Source organism: Cyanobium sp. T1B-Tous, from assembly GCF_024345475.1.
Taxonomy (GTDB): Bacteria; Cyanobacteriota; Cyanobacteriia; order PCC-6307; family Cyanobiaceae; genus Cyanobium_A.
Genome location: NZ_JAGQBE010000061.1, coordinates 1 through 12,961, shown reverse-complemented (window position 1 = coordinate 12,961; position 12,961 = coordinate 1). Strand labels below are relative to the sequence as shown.

16 protein-coding genes are annotated in these 12,961 nt (G+C 68.8%); 10 read left to right on the top strand and 6 right to left on the bottom strand.

The features are described 5' to 3' along the window. Positions 1-289 (top strand): hypothetical protein (locus tag KBY71_RS12225; protein WP_254929180.1); only part of this gene is annotated, 289 nt, incomplete at its 5' end. A 23-nt stretch (positions 290-312) separates the two neighbouring features. On the opposite strand, the gene KBY71_RS12220 is transcribed toward KBY71_RS12225, so the two are convergent. Beyond that, positions 313-1,431: a calcium:proton antiporter gene (locus tag KBY71_RS12220; protein ID WP_254929179.1), complete on the bottom strand. Its 1,119-nt coding sequence runs from the start codon at positions 1,429-1,431 to the stop codon at positions 313-315. Next, complete coding sequence (locus KBY71_RS12215; RefSeq protein WP_254929178.1) at positions 1,431-2,072, bottom strand: cysteine hydrolase family protein; 642 nt, start codon at positions 2,070-2,072, stop codon at positions 1,431-1,433. The genes KBY71_RS12220 and KBY71_RS12215 overlap by 1 nt, the downstream gene beginning before the upstream one ends. Before the next feature lie 50 nt (positions 2,073-2,122). On the opposite strand from KBY71_RS12215, the gene KBY71_RS12210 reads away from it, so the two are divergent. Beyond that, on the top strand, positions 2,123-3,481 hold the full coding sequence (locus KBY71_RS12210) for a glutamine synthetase (RefSeq protein ID WP_254929177.1): 1,359 nt from the start codon (positions 2,123-2,125) through the stop codon (positions 3,479-3,481). Beyond that, positions 3,481-4,023, top strand: coding sequence for a peptide deformylase (locus tag KBY71_RS12205; RefSeq protein ID WP_254929176.1), 543 nt, complete (start codon positions 3,481-3,483; stop codon positions 4,021-4,023). The genes KBY71_RS12210 and KBY71_RS12205 overlap by 1 nt, the downstream gene beginning before the upstream one ends. On the opposite strand, the gene KBY71_RS12200 is transcribed toward KBY71_RS12205, so the two are convergent. The 4 genes from KBY71_RS12200 to KBY71_RS12185 all read right to left on the bottom strand — a co-directional run bounded on the left by KBY71_RS12200 (position 4,020) and on the right by KBY71_RS12185 (position 6,767). Next, positions 4,020-4,844 (bottom strand): methyltransferase domain-containing protein, encoded by an 825-nt coding sequence (locus KBY71_RS12200; protein ID WP_254929175.1) that lies wholly within the window; start codon positions 4,842-4,844, stop codon positions 4,020-4,022. The two genes, KBY71_RS12205 and KBY71_RS12200, sit on opposite strands and share 4 nt — an antisense overlap. Then, on the bottom strand, positions 4,841-5,290 hold the full coding sequence (locus tag KBY71_RS12195) for a hypothetical protein (protein WP_254929174.1): 450 nt from the start codon (positions 5,288-5,290) through the stop codon (positions 4,841-4,843). The genes KBY71_RS12200 and KBY71_RS12195 overlap by 4 nt, the downstream gene beginning before the upstream one ends. 59 nt (positions 5,291-5,349) lie before the next feature. Beyond that, complete coding sequence (locus KBY71_RS12190) at positions 5,350-6,258, bottom strand: heat-inducible transcriptional repressor HrcA (RefSeq protein ID WP_254929181.1); 909 nt, start codon at positions 6,256-6,258, stop codon at positions 5,350-5,352. Positions 6,259-6,386: 128 nt separating this feature from the next. Further along, positions 6,387-6,767, bottom strand: coding sequence for a rhodanese-like domain-containing protein (locus KBY71_RS12185; protein ID WP_254929173.1), 381 nt, complete (start codon positions 6,765-6,767; stop codon positions 6,387-6,389). 54 nt (positions 6,768-6,821) lie between these two features. Here KBY71_RS12185 and KBY71_RS12180 point away from each other — a divergent pair, with 54 nt between their 5' ends. The 7 genes from KBY71_RS12180 to nuoK all read left to right on the top strand — a co-directional run. Next, positions 6,822-8,435 carry a DUF3352 domain-containing protein gene (locus KBY71_RS12180; RefSeq protein ID WP_254929172.1) on the top strand — a complete coding sequence of 538 codons (1,614 nt, stop codon included), beginning with the start codon at positions 6,822-6,824 and terminating at the stop codon, positions 8,433-8,435. Continuing rightward, positions 8,428-8,934 carry a histidine phosphatase family protein gene (locus KBY71_RS12175; RefSeq protein ID WP_254929171.1) on the top strand — a complete coding sequence of 169 codons (507 nt, stop codon included), beginning with the start codon at positions 8,428-8,430 and terminating at the stop codon, positions 8,932-8,934. Before KBY71_RS12180 ends, KBY71_RS12175 begins: the two co-directional genes overlap by 8 nt. Before the next feature lie 45 nt (positions 8,935-8,979). Further along, positions 8,980-10,134, top strand: coding sequence for a citrate synthase (locus KBY71_RS12170; RefSeq protein ID WP_254929170.1), 1,155 nt, complete (start codon positions 8,980-8,982; stop codon positions 10,132-10,134). Positions 10,135-10,158: 24 nt separating this feature from the next. After that, the gene (gene nuoH / locus KBY71_RS12165) at positions 10,159-11,289 is read left to right on the top strand and encodes an NADH-quinone oxidoreductase subunit NuoH (RefSeq protein ID WP_254929169.1); all 1,131 of its coding nucleotides are present in this window, start codon (positions 10,159-10,161) and stop codon (positions 11,287-11,289) included. Positions 11,290-11,369: 80 nt separating this feature from the next. Then, a complete protein-coding gene (gene ndhI, locus KBY71_RS12160) occupies positions 11,370-11,990 on the top strand; it encodes an NAD(P)H-quinone oxidoreductase subunit I (protein WP_254929168.1) in 621 nt (206 codons plus the stop codon). After that, the gene (locus KBY71_RS12155; protein ID WP_254929167.1) at positions 11,990-12,592 is read left to right on the top strand and encodes an NADH-quinone oxidoreductase subunit J; all 603 of its coding nucleotides are present in this window, start codon (positions 11,990-11,992) and stop codon (positions 12,590-12,592) included. The genes ndhI and KBY71_RS12155 overlap by 1 nt, the downstream gene beginning before the upstream one ends. A 77-nt stretch (positions 12,593-12,669) precedes the next feature. Further along, on the top strand, positions 12,670-12,961 hold a 292-nt coding region (gene nuoK / locus KBY71_RS12150), incomplete at its 3' end, for an NADH-quinone oxidoreductase subunit NuoK (RefSeq protein ID WP_254929166.1).

The window sequence follows — 12,961 nt, the reverse complement described above, 5'->3', positions numbered from 1 at the left end:
GGCGGTGGTGGGCAGCCAGCGCACTGCCCGTCTGCAGGGGCTGCAGACCCCGCTGCAGGTCTGGGGCGACCAGGGCCAGCAGCATCCGGACCTCACGCTGTGGTCCGAAACCGGTGGACGGGTGTTCGGGGCACTGCGGGACCAGCTCGCCGATTTCACCACCTGCCTGCGGCGGGGTGAGCCTTCGGCGGTGGCCGACCTGAATGACGCCGTCGAGGCCTTGCGGATCGCCGAGGCGCTGATCACGGCCGGCCAGCTTGGGGAGGTGGTGCGGCTGGATTCAGGTTGATGTGATTTCTTTCGCCAGCGGCGTCACATGCCTGGCCTGAGCAACAGCGCCCCTGTGAACAGAGCCGTATAGATGCTCAGCAACAGCAGACCCTGATACCACGTGAGCGTGTTGCCTTCGGTGAGCCAGTGCACGGCGAAGGCGGTGGCCCCAAGGCAGGCCAGTGCCTGGGGCGGAAAGGTGAGGTGCAGAAACCGGCCCATCAGGGGGGCGGCCAGCACCAGGGCGGGCAACACGAACAGCAGCAGCTGCACGCTTGATTCCACGGTGCTGGCCATCGCCAGGGCCATGCGGCCTCGGCTGGCGGCTCGGAAGGCCACCAGGGCTTCCGGAATGGCTGAAAACAGTGGCAGCAGCAGCATGCCTACAAATAACGGGGTGACGGAGCTGCCCATCACCAGCTCCTGCAGGCCGCTCACCAGATGCTCGGAGACCCCGGCGATGGCCAGGGCCACCAGCGCCAAAGCAAGCGCGATCGATGGCACAGATGCCCCGATGGTTGGGCCAGGGTGGCTGTCGATCAGGTCGTTTGGACTCAGGAACAGGTGCCGGTGGGTCCCGAGTTGGTAGATGTACGAGAGCAGATAGGCCCCCATCACCACCACCGCCACAATCAGGGAGTAGAGGGCAAAGAGATCGAATATCTCTCCGCCTTCACTGATGGGATGCATTGAATTCCAGAAGAACACTGATGGCACTGCCATCAGGATCACGCTGACCAAAAGCTGGCGGGTGCTCAGTCCGCGGCTGTGCTGGTTCAGGTCGATGGTCAGGGCCTGCCGTCCCGCGAGCATGGTGCTGACACCCAGCACCAGCAGGCTGTTGGTGATCACGGCACCGGCGATGCTCACCACCACCAGTTCGTAGAGGCCGCTGCGCAGGGCTGTCAGGGCGATCACCAACTCGAGCAGGTTGCCCAGGGTCACGTTCAGAAGTCCTCCCAGGCGTTCGCCTACCCGTTGCACCAGGTGATCCACCAGTTCGGCAGTGAGCTGGGCCAGCGGGATCAGGGCCAGGCCGCAGAGAAGGAAATAGGGAAGCCGCAGACCTGAGGCCGCGGAGGGCGGTAACACGATCGCCGCGGCACTAAGCACTAGCAGCAGCGCTCGGCGCCTCCCGAGCAGGTCCCGAACCAAGCCCATCATTCTGTTGACGCCAGGAAGGCATTCACTGTGGCCGTCAACGCTGCCACCGGCATCTGGGTGCAGTAGCCCTGGAAGCACGCCAGCGCCGCGGCGTGACGCTCGGGAGTCTCCGCCTGGCAGGCGTCGGTGAGGCACACCACCCGGTAGCCGCGGTCGGCGGCATCCTTCACCGTGTGGTCAATGCACTGGTCGGTGAGTAGGCCGATCACCACCAGGGTGCCAATGCCGATGTTGCGCAGCAGGTAGTCGAGCGTGGTGGAGCTGAACGGCGACGACGAGCTTTTCGGCAGCACCAGCTCATCAGGCCATGGCGCCAGTTCGGCGATCACCTGGGCGGCGCGGCTGCCAGGTGGGAAGCCCATGCCGCAGCGTTTGTAATCGAGGCTGCGGTCGCGGCCGTCGCTGGTGAGGTTGGCCATCACGGTGTGGATCACCTCCAACCCGCCCCGGCGCGCCGCCGCCAGGGTGCGTTGGGCGGCAGGCAGGGTGTGGGCGCGGAACTGGGCATCAAAGGCCGGCCGCACCTGCGGCTGAGCATCACCGCAGGTGCCCTGTTGGAGGTCCACCAGCAGCAGGGCCATGGCGCCGGGCTGCCACCAGGCCGGCAGGGGATCCGGTTCCATGTGGGCAGCTTCCATGCGAGCAGCGCCGGCCGGGGCAATCATGGCCGCAGTGCCGCGGTTTGTCCGTGTCCAAGCCCCTGTCGCCGCCAGTTGCCGCCCTCGCCGATCAGGGCATCCGCTGGGTGGCGATCACCTGGGTGAACCATGCCGGCGCCCCCTTGGTGAAGGTGGTGCCGCTATCGGCTTTCGACGCGGCGGCGGCCGTGGGCGTGGGCTTTTCGCCCGTGTCGGATGCCTTCCGCGCCGATGGCGCCATCGATCCGGCCCATCGCCTGGCGCGCCCCGATGGGGATCTGCGTCTGCGGGCCGATGCCGCGGCCCTGGCGTTGTTGGAGCCCGGCAGCGGCTGGGCCTGGGCGCCGGGGGAGCGCTTTGAACGCACCGGCCAGCCCTACGCGGGGGATCAGCGGCACCGTTGCCGCTTGCAGCAGGAGCAGCTTCACCAGGCCGGCGTGGAGCTGCGGGCCGGCTTCGAACTGGAGTGGCTGGTGGCCAGCCATCGCCCCGACGCCGACCCCCATCCGGCCATGCCCGGTGGCCCTTACGGTGCCGATCGGTTGATGGAGGGGCTGGATTACGCCACGGCCCTGCTCGATGGCCTGGAGGCCGCCGGCATTCCCTGGCAGCAGTTCCACCCGGAATACGGGGCCGGGCAGTTCGAGCTCGCGCTCGCTCCGGGCACGCCCCTGGAGGCGGCCGACCGGCTGGTGCACGCCCGGCTTGTGATTCAGCGGGTGACGCGCCGCTTTGGCTGGCGCTGCAGTTTCAGTCCCAAGCCCAGCCTGGAGCGGGTGGGCAATGGGGGCCATCTGCACCTGAGCCTGCAGCGCGATGGCCTGCCGCTGCTGCAGGGGGGCGACGGCCCTGGCGGGCTCAGCGCTGCGGGTGGCGCCGTGCTGGCGGCCCTGCTGGAGGAGCTGCCGGCCCTGCTCGCCCTGGCCTGTCCCCTGGAGATCTCCTACCGGCGCCTGGCGCCGGGCTCCTGGTCGGCGCCCTTTCAGGTGTGGGGCATCGAGAACCGGGAGGCGGCCCTGCGCCTCATCCCCACGGCTGCCGATGGCGCCGCCGCCCACCTGGAGCTCAAGGTGGTGGATCTGGCGGCCAATCCCTACCTGTTGCTGGCGGCCGTGCAGGCCGTGGCGCTGGTCGGGCTGGATCAGGCCCGGCCCCTGCCGCCGGCCGTGAGTGGCGATCCGGCCCATCTGCCGGCCGGTGCGGCGGTGCGGTTGCCCGCGCGCTTGGCCGAGGCCTCAGCCGCCTTCGCCGCCAGTGCCGTGCTGCGCCAGGCCTTTGGGGAGGAGCTGCACGCCAGCCTGCTCGACAGCCAGGCCGCCGAGGTGCGCCGCTGCGCGGGCCTCAGCGATGCCGAGCTGGCGGCAGCCGATGCCTGGTGGCCGCTGGTGGGGGGCCTGGGCTGGGCCTGATGGCGGTACGTACCGTTCTGCGGCTGGGCGATCCCTGTCTGCGCCGATGCGCCCAGCCCGTGGTGGATGTGGCGGATCCCGCCCTGCGGCAGCTGATGGTTGATCTGGAGGACACGATGGCGGCCTGCAGCGGCGCCGGCCTGGCCGCGCCCCAGATCGGTGTGCCGCTGCGGGTGGTGCTGTTCGGTGGCGGAGGGCCCAATCCGCGCTACCCCGATGCCCCGGCGATCCCCCGCACCGTGTTGATCAACCCGGTGCTTACTCCCCTGGGTCCGGAGCGCGACGAGGGCTGGGAGGGCTGCCTGAGCGTGCCGGGGCTGCGGGGGCTGGTGTCGCGTTGGCGAGGGTTGCGTTACCAGGGGATCGATGCTGATGGTCAGCCCATCGATCGTTGTGTGGAGGGCTTCCATGCCCGGGTGGTGCAGCACGAGTGCGACCACCTCGATGGCGTGCTGTTCCCCGACCGGCTCAGCGATCCCACCGCCTTCGGGTTCATCCCAGAGCTCGAGGCTGCAGGGCTGATTCCAGCGGTCCCCGGTTAGGGACGCCTGGCCTGGATCCACAGCTGCAGGGGGCCGACGGCATAACTGCCGGGCTGGTTCTGCGCCCGTTGCAGTGCGGCGCGGGCTGCCGTGAGGTCTTGCTCGGGCCAGATCCCTTGGCGCACCAGTTCCGGCCCCATTAGTGCGATCACGTCGGCCAGCCATTCGGTCACCGCCGCGTCCCCACCCAGCACCAGCGGTTCCAGAACTTCCAGCTGGAGCCCCGCCGCCGCCAGGAGCCCGGGCAGCCGCCTGGCCAGCACGGGATCGCCGCCGGAGGCGGCAATGGCCCGATCCACCCCGCGCCCGAAGCCAGCCACGGCCGCAGTGCCGGCACCGCTGCCATGCAGCGCCAGGGTTGACCAGTCGATCGTTTCCAGAAAGAGCATCCGGCCGCCTTGCCCGAGCAAGGGCACGAGCCGCTCCACAAGTCGGGCGCCATCCTCGAGGTAGACGGCGACCCAGCGGCACCAGATCAGATCGAAGGGGCCGGCGGGAAGGGGGTCGCGCAGCAGGTCGGCCTGCAGCACCTCGAGCTGGGCCAGGCCGCTGGCCCGGGCCCTGGTCTGGCCATGGGACACGAAGCGGCTGTTGCGCTCCACGGCCACCACCGAACCCGCCGGACCCACCAGGGCAGCCAGGTCCAGGGCCGCCGCGCCAGGCCCGGCACCCACGTCCAGGACCCGCAGCCCTGGGCCCACGCCTGCCCTCCGCCAGGCCTCCATGCAGGCTGGGCGGAACAGGGCGTGCTGGCGGAGCAGCCGTGCGAGCTCAGCCTCACTCGTGCCGACGACGTAGGACTCCTCAGCGGCGGGTTTCATCCCTGGCCAGGCCAGTTGAATTGGTGCCCGAACACGGAATAGAGCACCTGCCAGAGATTGGGTTGTTTCTCAAGCGCTTGGGCCGCTTCGGCTTCGATGGCGCTGCGTTGCTCCGGGCTCAGTCCCAGTCCGTGGGCCAGGCGGTTCAAGATGGCGTTCTCCTCGTCGCAGATGAAGGCATCGTCCTGCGGCTGTCTCGATGCCGAAGCCACCATCACAGCGGTTTTCATCGCCAGTTCCCGTTGGTCCGGGTTCACCAGCACCGCCAGTTCCTCGATGGAGGATGGATCGGACACCTGATCTTCCCAGGTGACGAATTTGGCCTGGAGTTTGTATTGCTCGCTCAGCGATTCCAGAAGACTTTCTTCTTCAAGGGAGACTCCCCCGTCGGCCAGCGCGACCAGGTTGAGAAGTCTCAGGATCACTCCTGCCGATTGGAGATCCACGCGGGTGTTCGGATTGGATTGGCCATCAGGGTACTGATGGTGGTTGGGAAACTCTCGAGTTAACCCAACAGCCGCTCCAGCACCTGGGCCACCGAGCGCACGGCCGCCCGGGCGGTGGCATAGGCCATGCGCATCGGCCCCACCAGGGCCACCTGGCCGATGCCCCCATCGCCGCTGCGGTAGTTGGCTTGCACCACGGCGCACTGGTGCAGGGCCCGGTGGGGATGCTCGGCGCCGATCCAGATGCCCGGTTGGGGCAGGAGCTGCTGGGGCGCATCCTCCACCAGCTCCACCAGGGGGCGCAGGCTCAGGGTTTGGCTGAATTCCGGTTGGGCCAGCAGGCCCGCCAGGCCCGTGGTCACGGCACCCTCGCCTTCCAGGTGGCGGGATTGCCCATGGCTGGCCAGGGCCTGGCGCAGCACCGCCCCACTGCTGCCCAGATGGGAGGGCAGGCTGCTCCAGTCGATCGCTCCCCCCTGGAGCTGGCCGCTCACCCAGCGCTCCAGCGGCTCCAGTTCCGGTTCGGTCTGGGCGGGGAGGCGCAGGTTGAGGCTGCTGGCGGTGGCGCCGCCTTCCACCAGAAACACCAGCAGCCGCTCGCCGCTGGCCACCAGCCGCAGGGCCTGCAGCTGGGGTTGGTGGCGTTGGGGTCGGGTGATCAGGCTCAGCAAGCCGGTGAGATCGGCCAGGCGCCGGCTGAGGTGCACCAACAGGTCGTCGAGGGCCGCCCACTGCAGGCTCAGGCCGGTGAGCTCCCGCTCCAGCTGCAGGGCCGCGGCCCCGGGGGCCGGCAGCAGCTGGTCCACGTAGGTGCGGTAGCCCTGCTGGCTCGGGATCCGGCCCGCCGAAGGGTGGGGCTGGGTGAGCAGGCCGCGCTGCTCCAGGGCCCCCATGGCCGACCGCACCGTCGCCGGGCTGGCCTGCAGGCCGAAGCGGCGCACCAGGGTCTGGCTGCCAACGGGCTCCATCGTGTCCACATAGTGCCGCACCGCCAGCTGGAGCACCTCCTGCTGCCTGGGGGGCAAGGGCCTGGTGGACGCGGACTGCAAGCCGACGCTGCAGGGGTGGGGCCGATCGTAGTCAGATCCAGTCCATCTCAGTAGCGGGGCACGGCGGGATCCACCTCCACGCTCCAGGCATCGATCCCCCCCTGAAGGTTCCACACGGCGCCGTAGCCGTGCTCCTGGATCAGCCAGCAGCCCAGGTTCCAGCTGCGCACGCCCGCATGGCAGAGCACGGCCACCGGGCGGTCATGGTCGAGCAGCTGGGGGAGGTTGGCGATCCAGTCGGCCGAGCGGCTCAGGGGCAGGTGCACCACGGGGTGGGGCAGCCGGGCCAGCTCCAGTTCGGCGTCTTCGCGCACATCCACCAGCTGGATGGCGTCGCCCCGCTCCAGCCGGGCTTGCAGATCGCGGGCCTGGATGTTGGTTGGCATGCCCTGGGCTGGGGCCTGCGGTTGGGCGTCTGGGCTGCTCATGGCGGGCAGAGGGGGAGGGTTGGGGTCAAGATGGGCCCATCCTGCGTGGGACGCATGAAGGCCCGCCCGTTTCTGGCGGTCGTGCTGGCGGTGGTGTTGCTGTTGCTGAGCCTCGCGGCCGGTGGCTGGTGGCTCGTGTTGCAGCGCTCTCCCCTGCAGTTGCAGCACCAGGCCCTGGTGTCGCCTCGGGCTGCCCGCTTTGTACCCCGTTCGGCCGCCCTGAGCCTCTACTGGCTGAGTGATGGGGAGCAGCCGGTGGGCTATGCCCGGGCCGTGGCTCCCCCGCGCCAGCGGCGCCAGGCCGCCGAGGCGGTGGCCCGCCTGCGGGATGGTGGCTTCGCCGCGGCGGGGCTGGATTACCCCAGCGAGCTGGCCCCCTGGCTGGGTCGGGAGCTGGGCCTGGCCCTGTTGGCGTCCGAGCCCGGTGCGGCCCCCGATGGCTGGTTGTTGGCCCTGCGCAGCCGCGACGCCGATGGGGCCCGCCGCTTTCTGCAGCGCTTCTGGCAAACCCGCAGCCTGGCCGGCACCGACCTGCAGATCAGCAGCTACCGGGGCATGGGACTGATCAGTGGTCGCGGCGCCCTGGTGGGCACCACGCCGGTGCCGATCGCCACGGCCCTGATCAACGACGACTTTGTGCTGATTGCCTCGGGCCGCGGCGTTCTCGAGCAGGCCCTCGATGTCTCCCAGATCGATGAGCTCAACCAGGCCGCCAGCCCCCGTTTCCAGCAGGGGGTGCAGCAGCTGGCTGAGGGGGCGGCGCTGCTGACGGCCCGTCCGGAGGCCCTCGGGCCCTGGCTGGGTCTGCCGGCTTCGCTCAACGCACCCGGGGCCATCCAGGAGCTGGTGGCCAGCCTGCGTCCCGAGGGCCGCACCCTGGTGCTCGACGGCCTGCTTCAGCTGGGTCCGGAGGCTGGGGCCCTGGAGGCGTTGCCGGCCACGACGCCCGCCGCTGCTGCCACCGGCACGGCCCTGCTGGAGGGCCTCCAGGGCCCATCCGACAGCCTGGCCCTGGTGCAACAGCCTTCCGCCTGGCCCGCCCTTTGGCAGCCCCTGCTGACGGCGGTGCTGCCGGCAGCAGGCCAATCCTTGCCGGCCCTGGTGGTGGCTGGCGACACCGGCCCGGTGCTCTGGAGCGAGGGCCGCCAGGGCTGGTTGCTCGGCACCGCCGCGGATCAGCCGGATCCTGCGGATCTGGATGGCCCCCTGGCCGCCGAGGGCCTGATCGCGGCCCCGCTGCCCGTGGAGGGGGATGCCAGCATCCGGGTCTGGACCCGCCTGGAGGCTCCCCAGGCCGGGCGCCGTCCAGCCCGGACCGAACCGGCCCAGCTGCAGGCCAGCCTGGCCGGGGCCCGCTCCAGCCAGGGGCGCCTGGCCTGGTGGGGCCAAAACCTGGCGGTGCTCCAGGACCAGCGCGAGGCCCGCCAGCCGCCCCGCCCGCGGTTGGAGCAGCTCGCGTCCCTCGATCTGGTCCAGGCTCCCCTGCAGTGGGCCATGGCAGACCAGCGGGCCCAGGCCCTGCTGCAGCGCTGGACCACCTGGCGTCTGTTGTCTGGGCTGGCGGGCCAGCCGCTCGCTGAGGCGGTGCAGGGGCTGAGCTTGGGGCTCGAAGCTGGCCCCGATTCCGGCGCCAGCGTGCACGTTCGGGCGCAACTGGGCTTTGGTTGAGCGCGAACTGCTGCTCTGGCGCCATGGCCTCGCTGAAGAGCGCCAGCCCGATGGGGGTGGCATCGGCTCCTCGGATGCGGAACGGGCCCTGACGGCCCGGGGCATCCGCCGCACGGCGGCGATGGCCCAGCAGCTGCATCGGCTGCAACTGGACTGCGACCTCCTGCTCAGCAGCCCCCTGCGGCGGGCCCGGCAGACAGCTGAGCTGGGCGTCGCCGCTGGTCTGGCCAGTGGCTTTGCCATTGAGCCCAGCCTGGCTCCTGACCACGATCCAAGGCCCCTGCTTGTGGGAGGCAGCTGGCGGCGGCTGGGGCTGGTGGGCCATGAGCCGGATCTGGGTGACCTGGCGGCCACCCTGCTGGGGGCGCCCCCGGGCGCCATCGCGCTGCGCAAGGCGGGGGCGGCCCTGATCCGCCTCGGGCCCGCTGGGGCCAGCCTGGAGCTGCTGATCGGCCCTCGGTTGCTGCGGCTACGGCGCCGGGGCCACCGGCAGCCGTAGGTTCGCCAAGACGACAGCGGCGGCTTCAACGTGACAGCGGCGGGCATGACAGCGAGTGGAGCCCAGGCTCCCAGTCCCTTTCGTCCGGGCCTGGAGGGGGTGCCGGCGACCCAGTCGTCGATCTGCGACATCGATGGCCAGCGGGGGGTGCTGACCTACCGGGGCTTCCGCGTGGATGAGCTGGCGTCCCAGAGCACCTTTCTGGAAACGGCCTACCTGCTGATCTGGGGCGAGCTGCCTACGGCCCAGCAGCTGCGGGAGTTTGAGCAGGAAGTGCAGATGCACCGGCGGGTGAGCTTCCGCATCCGCGACATGATGAAGTGCTTCCCCTCCGGTGGTCATCCGATGGATGCCCTCCAGAGCAGCGCGGCGTCGCTCGGTCTCTTCTATTCCAGGCGCGCCCTGGACAACCCCGAATACATCGTTTCGGCGGTGGTGCGGCTGATCGCCAAGATCCCCACGATGGTGGCGGCGTTCCAGCTGATCCGCAAAGGCCAGGACCCGATCCAGCCCCGCGATGACCTGGCCTACGCCTCCAATTTCCTCTACATGCTCACGGAGCGGGAGCCGGATCCGCTGGCGGCCCGCATCTTTGATGCCTGTCTGATCCTGCACGCGGAGCACAGCCTCAACGCCAGCACCTTCAGTGCCCGGGTCACCGCCAGCACCCTCACCGACCCCTACGCCGTGGTGGCGTCGGCGGTGGGCACCCTGGCTGGCCCCTTGCACGGCGGGGCCAACGAAGACGTGCTGGAGATGCTGGAGAGCATCGGCAGCGAAGACCAGGTGGAGCCCTGGCTGGACCGGGCCATTGCCGAGAAGCGCAAGATCATGGGCTTCGGCCACCGGGAGTACAAGGTGAAGGATCCCCGGGCCGTGATTCTGCAGAAATTGGCCGAGCAGCTGTTCGATGCCTTTGGCCACGACCCGATGTACGACCTGGCCCGCAAGCTCGAGGCCGTGGCGGCCGAGCGGCTCGGCCCCAAGGGGATCTACCCCAATGTCGACTTCTATTCCGGGCTGGTGTACCGCAAGCTCGGCATCCCCGAAGACCTGTTCACGCCGATCTTTGCCATCGCCCGCACCGCCGGTTGGCTGGCCCACTGGAAGGAACAGCTGGGTGCCAACCGCATCTACCGGCCCTCCCAGATCTATACCGGTCCGGCCAGCCGCGACTGGCAGCCCATTGGGGCCCGCTAAGTTGCCCCCATCTGAGCTGCCGCCATGGTGACCAACACAGCTCCAGGCCTCGATCTTGAGGCCAGCTTTGAGCAGGCCCTCCAGGGTCTCGGCCTGAGCCCGGGGGCGGCCCACCTGCTCTGGCTTCCCCTGCCGATGGTGCTGGTGCTGGTGGCGGCGGTGGTGGGTGTGCTGGTGAACGTGTGGTTGGAGCGCAAGATCTCCGCCGCCGTGCAGCAGCGGATCGGCCCGGAATATGCCGGCGCCCTCGGCGTGCTGCAGCCGATCGCTGACGGCATGAAGCTCGTCTTCAAGGAAGACATCATTCCGGCCCGGGCCGATGGCCTGTTGTTCACCCTGGGCCCGGTGCTGGTGCTGATCCCGGTGATCCTCAGCTGGCTGGTGGTGCCCTTCGGTCAGCACCTGCTGATCAGCAATGTGGGGATCGGCATTTTTCTGTGGATCTCCCTCAGCAGCATCCAGCCAATTGGCCTGCTGATGAGCGGCTACGCCTCCAACAACAAGTACTCCCTGCTGGGTGGCCTGCGGGCGGCGGCCCAGTCGATCAGCTACGAGATTCCCCTGGCCCTGGCGGTGCTGGCGGTCGTGATGATGAGCAACTCGCTCAGCACGGTCGACATCGTTGATCAGCAGACCGGAGCGGGCATCCTCAGCTGGAACATCTGGCGCCAGCCGGTGGGCTTCGTGATCTTCTGGATCTGTGCCCTGGCCGAGTGCGAGCGGCTGCCCTTCGACTTGCCGGAGGCCGAGGAGGAGCTGGTGGCTGGCTACCAGACCGAATACTCCGGCATGAAGTTTGCCCTCTTCTATCTGGGCAGCTACATCAACCTGGTGCTCTCGGCCCTGCTGGTGTCGGTGCTCTACCTGGGTGGCTGGGGCTTCCCGATCCCGGTGGAGTGGCTGGCCGGCTGGCTGGGCCAGCCGATCGATGCGCCCTTGGTGCAGCTGATCACCGGATCGGTGGGCATCGTCATGACCGTGCTGAAGGCCTACCTGCTGGTGTTTCTGGCGATCCTGCTGCGTTGGACCACCCCCCGGGTGCGCATCGACCAGCTGCTGGATCTGGGCTGGAAATTCCTCCTGCCGATTGCCCTGGTCAACCTGTTGATCACGGCGGCCCTCAAGCTCGCCTTCCCGGTCGCCTTCGGCGGCTGACCCCGCCCTGACCCAGGCCCTCTCCAGACCAGCCATCATGGTCTGACCTGTCCAGCCCGCCTCCCCCCAGAGCCAGCTCCATGTTCGGGTTCCTCAAGAAAGTCGGCGATTACACCCGTGATGCGGTGGGTGCGGCCAATTACCTGACCCAGGGTCTGGCGGTCACCTTTGACCACCTGCGCCGCCGGCCGATCACGGTCCAGTACCCCTACGAGAAGCTGATCCCCTCGGAGCGCTACCGCGGCCGGATCCACTACGAGTTTGACAAGTGCATCGCCTGCGAGGTGTGCGTGCGGGTGTGCCCGATCAATCTGCCGGTGGTGGATTGGGTGATGAACAAGGCCACCAAGAAGAAGGAGCTGCGCAACTACTCGATCGATTTCGGGGTGTGCATCTTCTGCGGCAACTGCGTGGAGTACTGCCCCACCAACTGCCTGTCGATGACCGAGGAATACGAGCTGGCGGCCTTCGATCGCCACAGCCTCAACTACGACAACATCGCCCTGGGCCGCCTGCCCACCAGCGTCACCAGCGATCCGGCCGTGGTGCCCCTGCGCGAGCTGGCCTACTTGCCCAAAGGCGCCATGGACCCCCACGGCGTGCCCGACACCGCCCCCCGGGCCGGCAAACTGCCTGAGCAGGTGCTGGCGACCCTGCCCAAGAGCGAGCCCGCCTCGGCACAACCCCAGGAGAAGGCCTGATGACCATCGCCTCCACCGCCCAGCTGATCTGTTTTGCGGCCCTGTCCGCCACCCTGGTGCTGGGTGCCCTCGGGGTTGTGCTGCTGCCCAACATCGTCTATTCGGCCTTCCTGTTGGGTGGGGTCTTCCTCTCCGTGGCCGGTCTCTACCTGCTGCTCAATGCCAGCTTTGTGGCGGCCGCCCAGGTGCTCGTCTACGTGGGCGCCGTGAACGTGCTGATCCTGTTCGCGATCATGCTCGTCAACAAGAAGGAAACGCTCGCCGTGATTCCCGGACTGCCCCTGCGGCGTCTGTTGTCCGGGGCCGTGTGTGGCGGGCTGTTCGTGCTGCTGATTCGGGTGGCCTTCACCACCGCCTGGCCCCTGCCCGGCCCCCTGCCGGTGGGCGAGGAGGCCACGATTCGGATCGGTGAACACCTCTTCAGCGACTACCTCCTGCCCTTCGAGCTGGCCTCGGTGCTGTTGCTGATGTCGATGATCGGCGCCATTGTGCTGGCCCGCAGGGACGTGCTCAGCAGCGATGTGATCACCGGAGAGTCGGTGGATCAGGGGCTGATCGAGAAGTCCCGTTCGCCGTTGCTGCTCGACAAGGCACCCCGCTAGGGCCCCGCACTGTTGCGTCAACGCGCTGCGTTCTCCCGGCACACCTCCGTTTCCTCCCCGCTCCAACCTCCCGGCCCATGGACATCACCCTTCCGAGCACCATCCCCCTGCAGGCCTATCTGGTGCTGGCAGCCGTGTTGTTCTGCACGGGCGTTTGGGGGTTGATCAACAGCCGCAATGCGGTGCGGGTGCTGATGAGCATTGAGCTGATGCTGAATGCGGTGAACATCAACCTGATGGCATTCTCCGACTACCTCGATGGCCAGCTGATTCGCGGCCAGGTGTTCGCCATCTTTGTGATCACCGTGGCGGCCGCTGAAGCGGCGGTGGGCCTGGCGATCCTGCTGTCCCTCTACCGCAACCGGGAAA